The organism is Leifsonia sp. Root112D2, from assembly GCF_001424905.1.
Lineage (GTDB): Bacteria > Actinomycetota > Actinomycetes > Actinomycetales > Microbacteriaceae > Root112D2.
Genome location: NZ_LMCU01000001.1, coordinates 227,720 through 246,142 on the forward strand (window position 1 = coordinate 227,720; position 18,423 = coordinate 246,142).

Annotated in this window: 15 protein-coding genes and 1 tRNA gene; 5 read left to right on the forward strand and 11 right to left on the reverse strand. The window is 66.3% G+C overall.

Features of this window, described 5'->3' with window-relative positions:
- Positions 1-36 precede the first annotated feature (36 nt).
- From ASC63_RS01030 to topA, 4 genes are all read right to left on the reverse strand, one after another.
- Positions 37-1,575 (reverse strand): alpha/beta hydrolase, encoded by a 1,539-nt coding sequence (locus tag ASC63_RS01030; protein ID WP_055808889.1) that lies wholly within the window; start codon positions 1,573-1,575, stop codon positions 37-39.
- On the reverse strand, positions 1,572-2,762 hold the full coding sequence (locus tag ASC63_RS01035; protein ID WP_055808891.1) for a DNA polymerase III subunit delta': 1,191 nt from the start codon (positions 2,760-2,762) through the stop codon (positions 1,572-1,574). The genes ASC63_RS01030 and ASC63_RS01035 overlap by 4 nt, the downstream gene beginning before the upstream one ends.
- Before the next feature lie 148 nt (positions 2,763-2,910).
- Entirely contained in the window at positions 2,911-3,576 is a 666-nt protein-coding gene (gene tmk, locus ASC63_RS01040) for a dTMP kinase (protein WP_235491695.1), read from the reverse strand.
- Entirely contained in the window at positions 3,573-6,512 is a 2,940-nt protein-coding gene (gene topA, locus ASC63_RS01045; protein ID WP_055808893.1) for a type I DNA topoisomerase, read from the reverse strand. Before topA ends, tmk begins: the two co-directional genes overlap by 4 nt.
- Positions 6,513-6,734: 222 nt before the next feature.
- Between topA and ASC63_RS01050 the strand changes: the two genes are divergently transcribed.
- Entirely contained in the window at positions 6,735-6,977 is a 243-nt protein-coding gene (locus ASC63_RS01050; RefSeq protein WP_055808895.1) for a hypothetical protein, read from the forward strand.
- A 106-nt stretch (positions 6,978-7,083) separates the two neighbouring features.
- Here ASC63_RS01050 and ASC63_RS15945 read toward each other — a convergent pair whose 3' ends face one another.
- From ASC63_RS15945 to ASC63_RS16425, 7 genes are all read right to left on the reverse strand, one after another.
- Positions 7,084-7,521: an Rv3654c family TadE-like protein gene (locus ASC63_RS15945; protein ID WP_082486984.1), complete on the reverse strand. Its 438-nt coding sequence runs from the start codon at positions 7,519-7,521 to the stop codon at positions 7,084-7,086.
- Positions 7,521-7,973 carry a TadE family type IV pilus minor pilin gene (locus ASC63_RS01060; protein ID WP_235491698.1) on the reverse strand — a complete coding sequence of 151 codons (453 nt, stop codon included), beginning with the start codon at positions 7,971-7,973 and terminating at the stop codon, positions 7,521-7,523. The genes ASC63_RS15945 and ASC63_RS01060 overlap by 1 nt, the downstream gene beginning before the upstream one ends.
- Positions 7,951-8,139 carry a DUF4244 domain-containing protein gene (locus ASC63_RS01065; RefSeq protein ID WP_055808897.1) on the reverse strand — a complete coding sequence of 63 codons (189 nt, stop codon included), beginning with the start codon at positions 8,137-8,139 and terminating at the stop codon, positions 7,951-7,953. The genes ASC63_RS01060 and ASC63_RS01065 overlap by 23 nt, the downstream gene beginning before the upstream one ends.
- A gap of 351 nt (positions 8,140-8,490) precedes the next feature.
- Positions 8,491-9,426, reverse strand: coding sequence for a type II secretion system F family protein (locus tag ASC63_RS01070; RefSeq protein ID WP_055808899.1), 936 nt, complete (start codon positions 9,424-9,426; stop codon positions 8,491-8,493).
- On the reverse strand, positions 9,423-10,673 hold the full coding sequence (locus ASC63_RS01075; RefSeq protein WP_055808901.1) for a CpaF family protein: 1,251 nt from the start codon (positions 10,671-10,673) through the stop codon (positions 9,423-9,425). The genes ASC63_RS01070 and ASC63_RS01075 overlap by 4 nt, the downstream gene beginning before the upstream one ends.
- A gap of 571 nt (positions 10,674-11,244) precedes the next feature.
- Positions 11,245-11,748 carry a RidA family protein gene (locus ASC63_RS01080; RefSeq protein WP_055808903.1) on the reverse strand — a complete coding sequence of 168 codons (504 nt, stop codon included), beginning with the start codon at positions 11,746-11,748 and terminating at the stop codon, positions 11,245-11,247.
- On the reverse strand, positions 11,748-11,915 hold the full coding sequence (locus tag ASC63_RS16425; protein ID WP_200936711.1) for a hypothetical protein: 168 nt from the start codon (positions 11,913-11,915) through the stop codon (positions 11,748-11,750). Before ASC63_RS16425 ends, ASC63_RS01080 begins: the two co-directional genes overlap by 1 nt.
- 97 nt (positions 11,916-12,012) lie before the next feature.
- Here ASC63_RS16425 and ASC63_RS01085 point away from each other — a divergent pair, with 97 nt between their 5' ends.
- The 4 genes from ASC63_RS01085 (at position 12,013) to ASC63_RS01100 (ending at position 18,176) form a co-directional block, all read left to right on the forward strand.
- Positions 12,013-14,643, forward strand: coding sequence for a transglycosylase domain-containing protein (locus tag ASC63_RS01085; RefSeq protein ID WP_055808905.1), 2,631 nt, complete (start codon positions 12,013-12,015; stop codon positions 14,641-14,643).
- Position 14,644: 1 nt separating this feature from the next.
- On the forward strand, positions 14,645-15,655 hold the full coding sequence (locus tag ASC63_RS01090; protein ID WP_200936933.1) for a metallophosphoesterase: 1,011 nt from the start codon (positions 14,645-14,647) through the stop codon (positions 15,653-15,655).
- Positions 15,656-15,712: 57 nt separating this feature from the next.
- A complete protein-coding gene (locus ASC63_RS01095) occupies positions 15,713-18,037 on the forward strand; it encodes a transglycosylase domain-containing protein (protein ID WP_055808907.1) in 2,325 nt (774 codons plus the stop codon).
- 65 nt (positions 18,038-18,102) lie between these two features.
- A tRNA-Pro gene (locus tag ASC63_RS01100) sits at positions 18,103-18,176 on the forward strand.
- Positions 18,177-18,423: the final 247 nt, after the last annotated feature.

Below are 18,423 nucleotides of genomic sequence, written 5' to 3' on the forward strand. Positions count from 1 at the left end.
TGCACTCTCACTTCGATGAGTGGCAGCCCAGCGGCCTCAACACATCGGGTCGGATGCCGGAACCGTGCCCGAGACCAGATAGTGATCGACCGCGTCGTTCACACAGGAGTTCGACTTGTTGTATGCCGTGTGGCCCTCACCCTTGTAGGTGACCAGGTGACCCTTGGAGAGCTCCTTCGCCAGGTTCTTCGCCCACACATACGGGGTGGCTGGGTCGTTCGTGGTGCCGACCACCAGAATCGGGGGCGTTCCGGGCGCCGTGATGGGGCCGCGCGTTGCAGTGGTCTTGTCGGGCCAGTTCGCGCATCCGATGTCGCCGTAGCCCATGTACGGGCCGATCACGGGCGCGTCCTTCGACAGTTCGGCGGCCTGGGCGCGCATGGTCGCGGGGTTGGCATCGTATGCGTAGTCGAGGCAGTTGATGGCCATGAACGCCTCGGTCGAGTTGTCGCCATAGGTTCCGCTGCTGTCGCGGTTGTTGTATGCGTCGGCGAGGGTGAACGCAAACGCCGCCTTGCCCTTCATCACGTCGCCGAACATCTGGCTCAGGTACGACCAGGCGGTCGAGTCATAGAGGGGATAGATGATGGCCGTGACCAGGGTGTTGGCCCCGAGCTCGCGACCGTCGGCGTTGCGGATGGGGCTGGCGTCGACGGTCTTCAGCAGCCGACCGATCGTCGCCATGCCTTGATCGACAGAACCGCTGAAGGGGCAGTCCTTGCCCGCCAGGCAGGCTTTCATATAGGCGCGCAGCGCACTTTCGAAGCCCTCGGACTGCACCTTCGTCACGTCGAAGTTGCTCGCGGCCGGGTCTATCGCGCCGTCGAGCACCATGCGACCGACCTTGCCCGGATACAGCGAGGCGTACGTCGCCCCGAGGTAGGTACCGTAGGAATAACCGAGGTAGCTCAGCTTCGTGTCGCCGAGAACGGCGCGCAGCAGGTCGAGGTCACGTGCGGCGCTCACGGTGTCCACGTGCTTCAGCAGGGCGCCGGTGTTCTTCTCGCACGCCAGGCCGAAATCGACGGATGCCTGCTTCTGCTCGGCGATCCAGGCATCCGACCCCCGATCCCCCGGCGTGATCGCGTACAGGTAGGTGTCCATCTGCGCCGGCGAGTAACACTTCACCGCCGTCGACGCTCCGACGCCGCGGGGGTCGAAGCCGACGATGTCGTAGCTGGACTGCAGGGTCTTGTCTGTGGCGTAATCGAGATTGTTCTTGACGAACTCGACGCCCGACCCGCCCGGGCCACCCGGATTCACCAGCAGGGAGCCGAGCCGCTTGCCCGTCGCCACGTGACGCACGAGTGCGAGGGAGATCTCGCCGCCGCTGGGGTTCTTCCAGTCCAGTGGCGCCTTCGCCTTCGTGCACTGCATGCCGCTGCCGCAGGAGGTCCAGCTGAGGATCTGGCCGTAGTACGGCTTCAGGTCGGCCGTCACAGTCTCACCGGTCGGAGCGGAGGTGGCGGAGGTCTTGGGCGGCATGAACCAGGTGACGCAACCGCTGAGAGTGACGCTGAGTGCGGCGACGAGGGCAACGGCTGCGAGGCGGCCGGCACGGCGACGGCGGCTCACGCAATCTCCCGTCGCGCGAGAGGCTGGCTCACGCCGCCACGCCCGGCGCTGCCGGCACGAACGACACCCACGAGCATCGCCTCGAGGGCGAGGGCCGGGGCCACATTCGAGCCGATGCGGGCGCGGGCTGTGGCGATGGCATCCATGACCGCAAGCGTAGAAGCGGCACTGGTGTGCCGGCTGAGAGCCTCGAGTTGCTCTGCGAGTTCGAGGTTGACCAGTTCGCTGCCGCTGCCAAGCTGCAGCATGACGACGTCGCGATAGAGCGAGAGCAGGTCGACGAGAATACGGTCGATGCCGTCGCGCAGGCTGCGGGTGGCTCGCCGTTTCTGGTCTTCCTCGAGCTGGCGCAGCTGGGAGCGCAGGGCCGGCGGCAGTGTCGCGCCGGGCTCCACGCCGAGGGATCGCAGCGTGCTCTCGCGCTCCTCGGCATCGAGCTGTTCTGTGATGGCCTTGCCGTCTGCTCCGGCGATCTCCACGAGCCGCGCCGCTCCCATGACGGCGCCCGAGACCCCGCGGATGTCGAGGGCCAGTTGCAGCGTCTCCTGCCGTCGTTCACGTGCCTCGGCGTTCGTGGCCAGTCGGCGGGCCATGCCCACGTGGCTCTGCGCGTGCCTGGCCGCCCGCTCGGCGAGCGCGGCATCCACCCCGTCGCGGCGCTCGATGAGGCCGGCGACCTCGGCGACGCTGGGCACGCGCAGGCGCACGGTGCGCACGCGCGAACGGATGGTGGGCAGCATGTCGGCCTCGCTGGGAGCGCACAGGATCCAGACGGTGCGCTCGGGCGGTTCTTCGAGCTCTTTCAATAGAAAGTTGGATGTCTGCTCGGTCATGCGATCGGCGTCTTCGACGACAATCACCCGGTAGCGGCCGACGGAGGGCGAATAGTGCGAGCGCTGCACCATCTGGCGCACGTCGTCGCGCTTGATGATCACGCCGGTGGTGGTGAGAACGTTGAGATCGGGGTGGGTGCGCGCCTCGACCTGGCGGTAGGCGGCCTCGTCGCCTTGCGGAGTGCCGGGGGCCAGCAGCGCCGTCGCGAAGGCGAAGGCGAGATTGGAGCGGCCCGAGCCCGGCGGGCCGGTGATGAGCCAGGAATGCGTCATGGCACCCGGGTGGTCTGCGGCGGCCGACTGGAACAGCGCAATCGCCTCAGACTGGCCGGTGAGGTCGTCCCAGATCGCCATGAGATAAGGGTACCGTGCGGTGGAGACAGCGGATGCCGTCGTACGCAGGTTGAGGAGCCTCGCGAAGCCGGCGTCTCGAAACCAGCCGCGCGACGCTGGGTTCGAGACGAGGCCTCCTTCGTTGACCTCTCCTCAACCAGCGGGAGGGCTAGAGCAGGGGCTCGATGCGGGCGCGGATGGCCGCGGCGATCTCGGCGACCGGCGCCGCGGCATCCAGCACGAGAAAGCGCTCGGGCTCGGCCGCGGCCAGGTCGAGATACGCGGCTCGAACACGTGCGTGAAACTCGCTCTTCTCGGCCTCGAGCCGGTCGTATCGGGTGCGCGCGGCATCCAGTCGGGCGCGCGCGACGGTCTCGTCGAGGTCGAGCAGAATCGTCACATCGGGCAGCAGCCCTTCGGCGGCCCACAATGACAGATTGCGAATCTCGTCGGCGTCAAGCACACGGCCGACGCCCTGATACGCCACAGACGAGTCGAGGTAGCGATCCTGGATCACGACCTCGCCGCGCTCGAGGGCCGGTCGCACCGCCGTGGCGATGTGGTGCGCGCGATCGGCGGCGTAGAGCAGCGCCTCGGCACGCGGTGCGATGTGCCCGCGGTGGTGCAGCACTATCTCGCGAACCGCGTCGCCGACATCGGTGCCACCGGGTTCGCGGGTACGCATCACGGTGCGTGCACGTTCGCGCAACCACTCGGCGAGCAGCTCGGCCTGGGTCGACTTGCCCGACCCGTCGCCGCCCTCGAGCGTGATGAAGATGCCGGATGTCGCGGCGCGAGCCCCCGGGGCGCTCACCACGCCCGTGCTCTCGCTCACTTCTTCGGTGCTGCCGTGCGCGCCGTGGCCTTCGCCGCGGGCTTCTTCGCTGCCGGTTTCTTTGCTGCCGGTTTCTTCGCGGCGGCCTTCTTGGCCGGGGCCTTCTTCGCTGGGGCCTTCTTCTTGGGCGCAGGGCCCTTGGCGCGCTTGTCGGCCAGCAGCTGCACGGCGCGATCGAAGTCGACTTCCTCCACCGATTCGCTCTTGGGGATCGTCGCGTTCGTGACACCATCGGTCACGTACGGGCCGAATCGGCCGTCTTTGACCCGAATCGGCTTGCCGCTTTCCGGATCCTCCGCGAATTCCTTGAGGGCACTCGAGGCACGGCGTGCACCGTATTTCGGCTGCGCATACAGCTCGAGTGCGCCGGCGAGATCGATGCCGAAGATGTCATCTTCGCTCGTGAGCGAACGCGTGTCCGCACCCTTCTTCAGGTACGGCCCGTAACGCCCGTTCTGCGCGAGAATCTCCTCACCGGACTCGGGGTCGGCCCCGACCACGCGGGGCAGGTCGAGCAGCCTGAGCGCGGTGTCGAGATCGATGGCGGCGAGATCCATCGACTTGAAGAGCGACGCGGTGCGCGGCTTGACCGCGGCGGCCTTTTTGGCGGCGGTCTTCTTCGCGGGTTTCTTCGCCGTCGTCGGGGCGGATGCCTCGGCGGCGGTTTCGAGGAGCTCGCCGGTTTTCGGGTCGGCGGGTGGAGTGTCGTCTGCTGGTTTCGAGACGGCGGCTCCGCGCGCCTCCTCAACCAGCGGTTCGGGCTCGGGGTCGAGCTCGGTCACGTAGGGGCCGAAGCGGCCGTCTTTGGCGACGATGTTCTTGCCGTTCGCCGGGTTCACCCCGATGATGCGGTCGGTGACCACAGGAGCATCGATGAGCTCGTGTGCCTTCGCGGCGGTGAGCTCATCGGGGGCGAGTCCCTCGGGAATGTTGACGCGGCGAGGCGTCGCATCCGGATTCTCGGCGCCGGGGTCTGCCGAAGCGGCAACCTCGAGGTAGGGCCCGTATTTGCCGATGCGCAGGGTGATCTCGTCGTCGATGCGAATGGAGTTGATGATGCGCGCGTCGATGTCGCCGAGATTGTCGACCACCTGGCGCAGCCCGCGATGCTTGTCGCTGCCGAAGTAGAAGCTGTTCAGCCAGTCGATGCGGGCGGCCTCACCGCCGGCGATGCGGTCGAGGTCGTTCTCCATCTCTGCCGTGAAGTCGTATTCGACGAGGTCGCCGAAGTAGTCCTCGAGCAGGCGTACCACCGAGAAGGCGATCCAGTTCGGTACGAGGGCCTGACCACGAGGCGTCACGTAACCGCGGTCGACGATGGTGGAAAGAATGGAGGCATAGGTCGACGGGCGGCCGACCCCCAGCTCTTCGAGCGTCTTGACGAGGCTGGCCTCCGTGTAGCGCGGCGGCGGCGTGGTCTCGTGGCCCTTGGCCTCGATCTCGTCGACGGCGAGCGCCTGCCCTTCCTTCAGCGGCGGCAGCTTGGCCTCGCTCGGCTCGGCCTGACCGTTGCGCTCCTCGTCGCGGCCCTCTTCATAGGCGTGCAGAAAGCCGCGGAACGTGATGACCGTGCCGCTGGCGGAGAATTCGGCGACCCGGCCGGCCACCTCGCCCTCGGTCACGCGGGCTTCGATGGTGACGGATGCCGTCTGCCCCTTCGCGTCCGCCATCTGCGAGGCGACGGTGCGCTTCCAGATCAGTTCGTACAGCTTGAAGTCGTTGCCGTGCAGGCGGGATGCCAGCTCAGCAGGGGTGCGGAACGTCTCACCGGACGGGCGGATTGCCTCGTGCGCCTCCTGCGCGCTCTTGCTCTTGCCGGTGTAGACACGCGGCTTCTCGGGCACCGTGTCTGCGCCGTAGAGAGTGGCGGCCTGCGAACGCGCCGCGTTCGTGGCCTGCTGCGACAGCGACGGCGAGTCGGTACGCATATAGGTGATGTAGCCGTTTTCATACAGCGACTGCGCAACGCTCATGGTCTGCCTGGCTGAGAAACGCAGCTTGCGCGCGGCCTCCTGCTGCAGCGTGGATGTCGTGAACGGCGCCGCCGGACGGCGGGAATACGGCTTCGACTCCACCTTGGAGACGGCGATCGTCGAACTCGACTGCTCGATGCCGGCGGCGAGTGCCCGCACGGTGGGCTCGTCGAGGGTGACGGCGTCGCTCTTGAGCGCGCCGCGGTCGTCGAAGTCACGCCCGCTGGCGACGCGCTTGCCGTCGAGACGCACGAGGCGGGACTCGAAGACGGATGCGTCGGCGCTGGCCGCGGAGGCGGCATCCGGCGCGGTGGTGTCGCTTCGCGTGGCGAGTCGGGCGGTCAGGTCCCAGTACCCGGCCGCGATGAAGGCGAGCCGCTCGCGTTCACGGTCGACGACGAGTCGGGTGGCGGCGGACTGCACGCGGCCGGCGGAGAGGCCGGGGCCGACCTTGCGCCACAGCACGGGCGAGACCTCGAAGCCGTAAAGGCGGTCGAGGATGCGACGCGTCTCCTGCGCGTCGACGAGTGCGGTGTCGATGTCGCGGGTGCTCTCGCGGGCCGCCTGGATGGCCTCGCGGGTGATCTCGTGGAAGACCATGCGCTTGACGGGAACGGTGGGCTTGAGAACCTCGATGAGGTGCCAGGCGATGGCCTCGCCTTCGCGGTCCTCATCAGTGGCGAGCAGGAGTTCGTCGGCGTTCTTGAGCGCCCTCTTGAGGTCGGCGACCGTCTTCTTTTTCTGGTCGGAGACGACGTAGTAGGGCTCGAAGTCATTGTCGACGTCGACAGAGAACTTGCCCAGGCCGCCCTTTTTGAGCTCGGGCGGCAGGTTTTTGGGTTCGATGAGGTCACGAATGTGTCCAACGGAGGCCATGACTTCATAGCCGTCGCCGAGATACTGCGCGATGGATTTGACCTTCGTCGGCGACTCGACGATGACCAGTTTTTTCGTGTCTGGCACCTGACTCCTTGACTCGTACAGATTTGCGGATGCCGCCGCCTATGGATTCCGGCGTGCCCCCGACGCCTCATCCCGACTCTGCGGATAGGGCGACGCCGCCCATCAGGCACACCATACACACCAATACCGGCACTGTGCCTAATTAAGGAGTCGAGCCGTTCGTCGCCAATGCTTCGCGCGACACCCCTTGAACTCTCGGCCGCGATGAGGAGAATGAGCCTTATGGACACTTCAACTGCGAGCTACACGGCGAAACTGACCGACGGACCGCTGGAGGGCAAGACGATCAGAACAGAGTTCCTGGATTCCGGCGACCCCCGCCCACGTATTGAGATTCCTGCGGAGGGCGGCGGCAAGCGCTATCTCTATGCCCGTGCCGGTGGGGTGGAGTACGCGTCGGAGGATTCCCGCAGCGACCGGCCGAGCGCCGTCGACTACCGGTACCTCGAGGCGCTGTTCGACTGAGTCAACCTCCGGCCGTTCCATTCAGCGCTGGGCTCCGTTCAGTGCTGGGCTCCGTTCAGTGCTGGGCTCCCGTGGGCCCTGTACTCCGTTCAGCTCTGGGCTCCTTTCAGCCTTGGGCGCTGCCCGGCGGCCCCGCTCGCGCGAAGACGACGATGTCGAAGCCGAGATAGCGGGCGCCCGCCGAGACCGTCGCCACAGAACCGTCGAGCTCGCAGCGCCGCAGGGCTGCGCCGTTGAGTTGTGCGGCGACATCCGCTGATTCGCAGGGAAACCCGGCGATCGCCCCGGACACCGTGTTCGCGGCCGCGAGCGCCGCCGCGTCGGCCGCGCCCGTCACCCGTTGCTTCACCGTGAGCGCCTGCGAAAGGGGCACAAGCATCATCGTCAGTGCGAAGACGGATGCGATGACCCCGACCGCGAGCAACGACCCGGAGCCCGATTCCCCGGCCCGAGCCTGCGCTTCCCAGGCCTGCGTTCCCCGGCGACGCGATCCCCGAGCCTCCGCTCCCTGAGCGTGCCAAAGGGAGCGCCGCCACCTCGCCATCACCGACCTCCCTCGAGTGCGCATCCGCGAGCCGCCACCGTGAACCCCACAGAGGCCGCGGGGCCGAACGCCGCGGCTGATGTCAGCCGCACGCACACGAATTCCCCACTGTTCTCGGTGCTCATGCGCGCCGTGCCCACGCCCTGATGCACCCGGGCGGCGGCCACCACCGTACTGTCTCCGCGCGCAAGGGACCGGGCGGCGTCCGCGGCGGCATCCGTCAGTCGCAGCTGCTGCCCCACGATCTGCACGCCGCCGAGGCACACGGCGAGCACGAGAAGCACGGCCGGCACGACCGCGGCGAACTCCGCCGTGACGCTGCCGTGGTCCGCCGAATTGCCCGGCCGCCATCGTGCCGACGATCGGCCGTGCCGCAGTCGCTGCTGCGGTCGCGGCTGCGACTGCAGCAGCGACTGCGGCACGGGCAGCTCAGCCTGCCGTCGTGAGCGCACGGCGGATCAGATCGGTCAGGATGCCGCGCACCTCGTCGCCGCGCAGGATGACGACGAGCAGGCCAGCAAAGCCGACGGCGGCCATGGTGGCCACCGCATATTCGGCGGTTGCCGCTCCCTCCTCATCGCCCAGGCGCGATCGGGTGCGCTCCGCAAGCGCCGTCACGGAGCGTCGCCACCGCGGTGTGCCGTGTGGAGCAGCGGCCGAGCAAGCACCTGAAGTGTGCGTGCCGCCAGAATTCGTGAGTGTGTGCATGACCTGCCTTCTCTCGGGAAGCCCTCGGCGGGATCCCTGTCTGTGTGTCTTTCGAGCCCGACATCCGGGTTTCGGTTTGTGGTTCAATCGTGGGCGGTGGAGAGCACGGGTGGGCGGCCATTACCCTGATCGGTGGACTTCTTCGACGTCGGGCCGTCGGTGCAGGAGTGGCGCCTCGCCGAGCGGCTATTGACTGACACCCCTCACCCGCAGCCCGCCTCCCGCAGCCCGCAGCGCGTCTCCCGCAGCCCGGCGCCGCGCTCAGGTCAGCGTCGAGAACGTGGAGGTGACGATGGCCAGCAGCAAGGGGGCCACGCCGACGAGCATGAACGCGGGCAGCACGCAGATGCCCAGCGGGATCATGAGGCGCACGGCGAGCGACGCAGCACTGCGCTGGCCCTCGGAGCGGGCGTTCCTGCGTCGTGCCGCTGCCTCGCTGCGCAGCAGTTGCGCCGCCGGCACGCCCGCTCGCTGAGCGAGCCGCAGCACGTCGTCGACCATGCGCGACTCCGCCGCGGTGCCGGTGAGAAAACGCCCACGCGCCTTCGCGAGCAGCATTCTGGCTCGTTCGATGGATCCCCCGCCCGACATCGCCACAGCCATGAGGTCGATCGCGAGTCCTGGCGTGCGATCCTTCGGTGTCGCGGCGCGAATCATGCGTCGATTCCAGCGGATGCCTGCCACCATCAGCAGCGCACCCGCTCCCAGGCACGCCAGCCCGGGCAACGTCGTGAAGAGCGTTCGCAGGGTGTTGAAGCCCAGGCCCATGCCGAACAGCACCCCCACGACGGGCAGCGCCATCACCATGCGAGCGGTCGCGGCCGGCCCCGCGAGCGCGACGGCCAGATCGCGTTGTGTCTGGCCCAGCGACCGGAAGGAACCGGCGAGAGCCCGCAGGCTCTGCGCCAGCGGCGCACCCGACTCCGTTGCGACGAACCAGGCTGCAGCCAGGCCGCGCCACGCGTCGGCAACATCGGGAGGGCTGGCCGCCGCGGCCGCCGCGAGTGCGCGAGGCACAGCCTCGCCACGGGCGGCAGCATCCGCCACCTGCCTGACGACGCCGGAACTCGCCGTCTCGCCCAGGTAACCCCACGCCGAGACCGGCGGCACGCCCGCAGCCAGCAGCACGGCCAGCCGCTCGGTCACGGCTGCAACAGCCTCGATCTCAGGAGGGGCCTTGCCTTTCGATGCCTTCATTCGTCGATCACCTGCAGGCGACCGCGCGCATCGAGGGCGAAGCCTCCGATCCCGGCCAGGCGGCGGATGCCCGCAGTGCGTTCCAGGTGCACAATCACGCCGATCGCGCTCACGGTCTGTCGCGCCACCGCCTCCTGGCTCATCTGCGCCAATGCGCCGAGCGCTTCCACGCGCGCAGGAACATCCGCAAGAGAATTGGCGTGCAGGGTTCCGGCTCCCCCGTCGTGCCCGGTATTGAGCGCGGCAAGCAGCTCGCGAATCTCGGCGCCGCGGCATTCGCCGAGCACCAGCCGGTCGGGTCGCATGCGCAACGCCTCGCGCACGAGTCGTTCCATGCCTATCGCGCCGGCGCCCTCCAGATTGGCCTGCCGCGACTCCAGCGACACGAAATGAGGATGATCCACCCGCAGCTCCGCGACATCTTCGATGGCCACAATGCGCTCGCCGGGCGGCGCCTCGGCGAGCAGCGCGGCCAGAAGAGTGGTCTTACCGGTGCCAGCCGCGCCCGTCACGAGAATGTTCTCGCGCCGACGTATGGCCAGCCGCAGGCGGTCGGCCTGGGCCGTGCTCACCATTCCGGATGCCGCGAGATCACCCAACCGAAACCGCTCACGGCGCGGAATGCGAATGGACAGCAGCGTTCCGGTCGTGGAGATCGGCGGCAGCACCGCGTGAACCCGGATGCCGTCGCGCAGCCGCACGTCGACGCAGGGGGAGGTCTCATCGATGTGCCGCCCGCCGAGAGCAATCAGACGCACCGCGAGCGCACGCAGTGCGCGCTCGTCGCCGAGCTCGTCACCGCCGGCCTCATCGTCGATGCCATCGCTGTCAGCCTCGAAACCGCCAGCGCCCGGCACGCTGACGCCGGTGCCGGTGCCAGTGCCAGCGCCAGCGCCAGCGCCAGTGCCAGCGCCAGCAGCGATCGGAGAGAGAACCGCATCGAACCCGTACTCGTCCTCGAACACCTCAGCGAGATTGCCGTCGACCTCTTCGTCGACGTGCCTCTCCGGATCGCGGGCGCGCCTCAGTCCGGTGCCGTCGTCGATCCACAAGCCGTCGACCCCGTTCACAAAGAGATCCGTCACCGCGGGGTCGGCGAGGTACGGCGCGAGCACTCCGAAGTCGCGCCAGTCCGCGGGGTCACCGGCAGTGCTGGCCTCATCCTGAGCGGCGTTGAACGGCGAATCTTCATCGTCGCCCACGACGAGTTGCGTGCGACGCTGTGGCACGAAGGGGGTGGAAGCCATACATCTGACGCTATGCGCCAGGCCAGGCCGGGCGCGGCCGAGGAGCGGCATCCGTGGAGAACGGACATTCCGTGCGGTCTGTGCAGGAAGCGGGCCGACCGCGAGCGAAGCCGCGCCTTAAAGAAAGGGGGGCGGCATCCATTGGGGGGAACGGATGCCGCCTCGGCGACGTAAGGATTGGGGGGAATCCCGAAAACATCGCAGTCAAAGTATGATTCGACCGAGATCAGTGTATGCCATTTCACCCCCTAAGCAAGCAATATGTCATAGCTCACTCAGCAAACGGTGCAAGTTCCACTTGTGATGACAGCTGACGTCGCGAACGCTACGCACAGACGCCACCAATGATGTGCGCGAGCGTGTCTTCGACAGGCTCAAGCGCGAGCGTCGCATCCGGCCTGGTTGGCGACCTGTTCCAATGAACGACCACCTTGCGTGAGCCTTCGCCGAGATGCAATCGACTTGCGGTGGGCGCGAAACCTCCTGCAAAGAGGCAAATCTCCTGTAACCATCCAGAGACGGCCAGGGGGAACGCCTTACCTTCCTGACGTTCCCCTCGCTCGCATGCTCGCTACGCGAACTCGAGAATAAGCTCCACCTCGACGGGCGAATCCAGCGGCAGAACGGCCACACCCACGGCCGAGCGCGCGTGGGCGCCCGCCTCGCCGAAGATCTCCCCGAGCACATTCGAGGCGCCGTTGATCACCCCGGGCTGCCCCGTGAAATCGGGGGCGGATGCGACGAAGCCGGTCACCTTGACCACGCGCGTCACCCGATCGAGCGATCCGATCACGCTGCGCGCTGCCGCGAGCGCGTTGAGCGCCGCCGTGCGCGCGTAGTCCTGTGCGTCGGCTGCGGGAACGAGCCCGTGGCCCTCGCCCACCTTGCCAGAAGCGGGCAGCGCACCGGAGACAAACGGCAGCTGGCCGGAGGTGTACACGAAGGAACCGCTGACGACGGCCGGAACGTAGGCGGCGACGGGAGCCGCGACATCCGGCAACACGATGCCCAGCTCGGCCAGGCGACCCTCGACACCACCGGCAGCAGATCCACCAGACCCACCAACTCCAGCCATCAGTTCTCGCCCTCCGCCTCGACGGGCCGCTTCAGGTACGCGACGAGGCCGCCCTCGGGGCCCGTCACGACCTGCACCAGCTCCCATCCTTCCGAGCCCCAATTGTTCAGAATCGCTGCCGTGTTGTGCACGATCAGCGGCGTTGTCAGGTATTCCCAGCGGCGCATTTCACTCTCTATTCTTTGGTTACGACTCGGCAACAGCGCGAACTCATACGCGCCGCGTTGAGGTGGTTTGCCAGCTTTCTCACCTAACCTTTAGTCTATGTCTGCCCAAAAACGATCCGCCAAGCGGTCTGCCCACGGCGCGCTCGGTGCATTCGCCGGCTTCGTCGGCATGAGCGTCGTCGCCGGCCTGCTGGTGACCGCCGCCGTGACTCCCGCCATCGCCGTGACAGGCATCGCCGCATCCGATTCGCTCGGCATGTTCGAGAATCTTCCCGAGTACCTCAAGCTCGACCAGCTGCCGCAGGTCTCCACGGTGTATGCCAAGAAGGGCAACGCCGAGGTTCAGATCGCGTCGTTCTGGGCGCAGAACCGCGTGGTGGCCAAGTGGGGCGACATCTCGCAGTTCGCGAAGGATGCCGCGACCTCCGGTGAAGATCCGCGCTTCTACGAACACGGCGGCATCGACATCAAGGGCACCGTTCGCGGCGCCCTCTCCACGTGGCTGAAGAAGGACACGCAGGGCGGCTCGACCATCACCCAGCAGTACGTGAAGAACGTCAAGATTCAGATGTGCGAGAAGTACAACGTGAACAATGGCGATGAGAAGCTTCACCAGAAGTGGATCGCCTGCTACAACGACGCCACCGAGACCACGCCCGACCGCAAGCTCAAGGAGATGAAGCAGGCCATCGGCCTGGAGAAGAAGTACGGCAAGAACACCATTCTGCTGAACTACCTCAACATCGCCGGTTTCGGCGGCCAGGTCTACGGCATCCAGTCGGCTTCGCTCTACTACTACGGCGTCTCTGCCAAAGACCTCACCGTGGCTCAGGCCGCCAGCCTGCTGGCCATCGTGAACAACCCCGACAACCTCCGGCTCGACGTGCCGGACAGCAAGACCAACGGCGCCAAGAACGGCTACGCGGCCAACAAAAGCCGCCGCGACTACATCATCGACAAGATGCTGCAGTACAAGAAGATCACCCAGAAGCAGCGCGACGAGGCCATCGCCACCAAGATCACACCCAAGATCACGCCGCAGTCCAACGGATGCATGACCGCCGCAGCCTACGACGCCGACATCTTCTGTTCCTACGTTCAGAACTCGATCCTGAACGATCCGGCGTTCGGTGCGACAGCAGACGATCGCTGGGCCGCCCTGACCGGCGGCGGTTTCAAGATCTACACGACGCTCGACCTCGACCTGCAGAAGACCACGCAGGATTCGCTGCGCGACTACGTTCCGGCCACCGCAGAGGGCATGGACATCGGCGGTGCCACCGTTGCCCTGCAGCAGAACACCGGTCGCATCCTCACGATGGCGCAGAACAGACCGTACAACAACACGGCGAAGGCGCCGGCGGGAACGACGTCTCTCAACTACACCGCAGACGCCGCCTATGGCGATTCGGGCGGCTTCGCCGTCGGTTCGACGTACAAGGCCTTCTCGCTTGTGGCCTGGCTGCAGGAGGGCCACGCGCTGCGTGACATCATCAACGCCGACAGGCACACCTACCCCACCTCCCTGTTCCACAACAGTTGCGCCGGACCCGACGCGACGTGGAACGTCTCCAACGACGAGGGCGGCGAGGGCGGCAACATGAGCGTTCTCGATGCCACCAAGTACTCGGTGAACACGGCCTTCGCCACGATGGGCACCAAGGTCGATCTCTGCACCATCCAGAAAGCTGCAACGGCTCTCGGTATGCACGAGAGCAATGGCGACCCGATGCCTTCGAACGCCTCCTCCATCCTCGGCAGTGGCATGGATATCTCACCGCTCACGCTCGCGACCGCCTATGCCGGCTTCGCGAATGGCGGCAAGATCTGCACGCCCGTTGCCATCGACAAGGTCACGAATGCGGATGGCACGGACCGCCCCGTTACCCCCACCAGCTGCAAGCAGGCGATCGACCCCAAGATCGCGGCCGGCGTCGCCTATGCGCTGCAGACGCCGTTCCAGGGCGGTGGCACGGCCCAGAGCGCCAACCCTCGTGATGGTGTGCCGCTGCTGGGCAAGACGGGTACGACAGACGGCGCCTACGACAACTGGCTCGCCACGGCCACCACCAAGGTCGCCACCGCCACCTGGATCGGCAACGTGCAAGGTGTCAAGCAGGCCAACGGCAAGTACGAGAAGACTGATATGCACTACAAGTACTTCCAGCCGAAGAGCGGTGGCTACTACCGCCAGGGCAACAACCTGAAATTCCCGGTGGTGAAGACGATTCTCGAGGCCACCAACGCCAAATTCGGCGGCTCCGCGTTCCCGACCGTCGACAGTCTCGTGCTCAACGGCATCCAGGTCGACGTGCCCGACGTCGCAGGCAAGTCGCTGAGCGACGCCAAGAGCCTGCTCACCGGAGTCGGTTTCAACGTGCAGGAGGGCGGCCGCATTGCCGGCAGCCAGCCGAGCGGCACGATGGAACGCAGCGACCCGGCCGGCGGCACGAAGGCCAGCAAGGGTGCCACGATCCTGCTCTACGCGAGCGACGGAACGCTGGTGACCGTGCCGGGGCTCTCGGGCACGAAGGCCGACATTCAGGCCACACTGAATGGCGCGGGCTTCAACAGTGTGAAGTTCACGGGCTCGAATGATCCGGATGCAACGTTCAAGTCGAGCAGTCCGGCTCCCGGTTCGCAAGCCTCCACGAAGTCGACCATCACGGTCACGCTCCAGGCACCGGCGAAGACGGGGCCGAATCCGCCCAATCCAGGGAACGGCTAGCGTGCCGCGCGGCGGCAGCAACGTGGGAACCGGCTCCGGAGCCGGCGCGGTCGGCGTGACGCTGGCCGCGCTGGGCGCCGCGGCCGCGGCATCCTTTGCGTGGGGCTCGCTCGTGGAGCGCAAGCTCTACACGCTGCGACGCGTGAGCGTTCCGGTGCTCGCGCCGGGCGCCGCCCCGATTCGTGTGCTGCACCTCTCCGATTTGCACATGGCACCGTGGCAGCACGACAAGCAGCGCTGGGTGAGCGAGCTCGCGCGGCTGAAGCCCGACCTCATTGTCAATACCGGGGACAATCTCGGTCATGCCGACGGCCTCGAGGGCATCAGGCGCGCCTTCGACGCGTTCGCGGGCATCCCGGGCGTGTACGTGCACGGTTCCAACGACTATTTCGGGCCGACCCCGAAGAACCCGCTGCGGTATTTCACCGGGCCCTCACAGCATCACACCGGTGTGGCCTCGAACCGGCTCGACACCGAGGCCCTGGAAGCTTACTTCGCCGAGCTCGGCTGGCTCGGGCTCAACAACGCGGCCGGCGCCCTCGACATCAATGGCACCCACCTCGAGTTCTTCGGTGTAAACGACCCGCATCGCAACTTCGACAAGCTCGAGCTGATCGCCGGCGCGCTCGACGAGCTGCGCGAGAACGATCCGTTCGCCGAGGATGCCACGTGGCCCGAGGGTGCGCCCGCTGCAGCCCGCTCCACGGTCACCATCGGGGTGGCGCACGCGCCCTACCAGCGCGTGCTGAACTCGTTCGTCACGCACGGGGCATCCGTGATCTTCGCCGGCCACACGCATGGCGGCCAGGTGTGCGTGCCGGGCTTCGGGGCGCTTGTGACGAACTGTGACATTCCTCGGCGCCAGGTGAAGGGGCTGAGCCTGTGGCGGCACGCGCTGCGCTCGGCGTGGCTGAACGTCTCGGCGGGGATCGGCACCTCGATCTACGCGCCCGTGCGCTTCGCGTGCCGCCCCGAGGCGACGCTGCTCACGCTGACGCCCTCGGCCGGTTGAAGCATCCTGCAATCGAGCTCCAAGGCGACGTGAAGTTTTGCGGGGTACGGTGACACCGTGCCTGTCTCTTACGAAAAAGCCAGACGTGTTCTCGGGGGGTTCCTGGGTTTCGTCGCGCTGAGCGTCGTCGCGGCCGTGGTTCTCACGGTCGGCGTGATGCCCGCGATAGCAGTGACGGCGAAGGCCGCTGACACCGGCGTTTCCGCGTTCAATGGGCTGCCCGAGTTTCTCAAGATTCCCGAACTCGATCAGACCAGTACCTTCTACGCGACACAGGGCAGCACCGAGGTACCCATTGCCACCTTCTACGCACAGAATCGCGTCGACGTGGCATGGGGCGACGTTGCACCGGTCGTGAAGGATGCCGCGGTGGCCACCGAAGATCCGCGCTTTTACGAGGAGGGCGGCATCGACATCCTCGGCACGATTCGCGGTGCGCTTTCCAGCGCGAGCGGTTCGGTGCAGGGCGGGTCGTCCATCACCCAGCAGTATGTGAAGAACGTGCTGCTGCAGCAGTGCAACAACGACATCGTGAACGCGGATGCATCCCAGACCGTGCAAGACGCCCAGGAGCAGAAGTATCAACAGTGCGTTCAGGATGCGGCGGGCATCACGGTCTCGCGCAAGTTGCGCGAGATGCGTTATGCGGTAGGGCTCGAGAAGAAGTACAGCAAAGACCAGATCTTGATGGGCTACCTGAATATCGCCGGCTTCGGCGGGCGAATCTACGGCATCCAGGCCGCAGCCGAATACTACTTCGGTGTCTCCGCGAAGCAGCTCTCACTGCCCCAGGCAGCCACCCTGGTCGGCATGCTCAACAATCCGTCCAATCTGCGCATCGATCAGGACGAGAAGACCAACCCGGGCAGTAATGCGAAGAACAAATACCAGGCGACGCTCGATCGTCGCAACTACGTGCTGAGCCGCATGCTCGCCAACGGCAAGATCACGCACGCCCAGTATTCCGAGGCGCAGAAGACCCCTATCACGCCGAAGATCACTCCCGTGGAGTCGGGGTGTATGAGCGCAACGGCCTACGACGCCGGCTTCTTCTGTAACTACGTGCAGACAATCATGCTCAGCGACAAAGCGTTCGGCGCGACATCCGCCGATCGGGCCGCACTGTTTCATCGAGGCGGCCTGAAGGTTTACACGACGCTCAATCTCGGTCTGCAGAAGACCGCGCAGGCCTCACTCAGTTCCTACATTCCTCCGACCAGGCAGGGCATGGATCTGGGCGGCACGAACGTGTCGATGCAGGTGGGCACCGGACGCATCGTGAATATGGTGGAGAATCGCAAATACAACGACTCCGGTACTCCCCCGGCCGGCACATCGGCCGTGAACTTTGCAACCGATCTCGGCTACGGCGGTTCTGCCGGCTTCCAAACGGGATCATCGTTCAAGGCCTTCGACCTGGTGGCCTGGCTGGAGAGTGGGCACACGCTCTATGAGCGGGTGAACGCGAACCAGCACAACTTCAACGAATCGGAATTTCCGCAGTCGGGCTGCACCCCCGGTTACGACGGCATCCCCTGGCAGGTCTTCAACGACGAGTCGTCCGAGGGCGGCTACCTCTCCGTGATGCAGGCCACAGAGGATTCGGTGAACACCGCGTTCGCGCAGATGGGCACCGAGATGGATCTCTGCTCGGTCTCGAACGCGGCCAAGGCCCTCGGCGTGCACTCCGCCTCGCCGGGCACCAACCCGTGGACCATCAACCCGACGATGCTCATTGGCACCAACTACATCTCGCCGCTGACCATGGCCACGGCCTACGCGGCGTTCGCCAACAAGGGCGTGGTGTGCACGCCCATCGCCATCGACAAGGTGATCGGCAACGATGGAACCGAGCTGCCGGTACCGAAGACCACGTGTTCGCAGGCGATTCCTGCGAACATCGCGGCGACGGTCGGATTCGCGCTGCAGCACGTCATGACGAACGGAACCGCATACACGGCAAACCCGTTCGACGGGGTGCCGATTCTCGGCAAGACCGGCACGACCGACGGCGCATACGACAACTGGCTGGTCACGTCGACCACGAAGGTGGCGAGCGCAATCTGGATCGGCAATATCCAGGGTGTTCGGGATGCGAATGGCGTGCCTCAGAAGACGGATATGCACTACCAATATTTCCAGCCCAAGGGCGGCGGTTACGCCGTGCAGGGCAACGATGTGAAGTTCAGCGTGATGAAGCCCATCATCGCCGCCCTCGATCAGGCCTATCCCGGTGGCGCCCTGGCCCAGCCGGATAATTCGCTGCTGTACCCCAAGTACTACTTCCAGCCGTCGCCGCCCAAGGCAAGCACTCCGCCGAAGGCACCGCCGAGCACGCCCGGAAAGCCGGGTAAGGGCAAACCCGGCAAGGGCAACGGCTAGCCCCGGTCTGTCAGCAACCACCTCGGGCAGCGTGTATCCTGATGGAGGCCTTTTTACAGGCCGTTCGGGGTGTGGCGCAGCTTGGTAGCGCGCGTCGTTCGGGACGACGAGGTCGCAGGTTCAAATCCTGTCACCCCGACATATACGCCAAATGCCCGGTCCGATGGACCGGGCATTTGGCGTATTCGCTTCGGGCCTGACGCGCAACCCGACGCCGAGCAGCCCTGCACAAGATCTCCGCCGCAGCACGAGCAACAAGCGCGTGCGTGGCGTCAGACACGCCGCAAGATCACCCCGACATGAGCCGCGCGCTCTAACCAGCCACGGGTGTGGCGCCGTGGTTTCGAGGCGCTCGTACCTCGCTCCTCAACCAGCGGAAGTGTTCG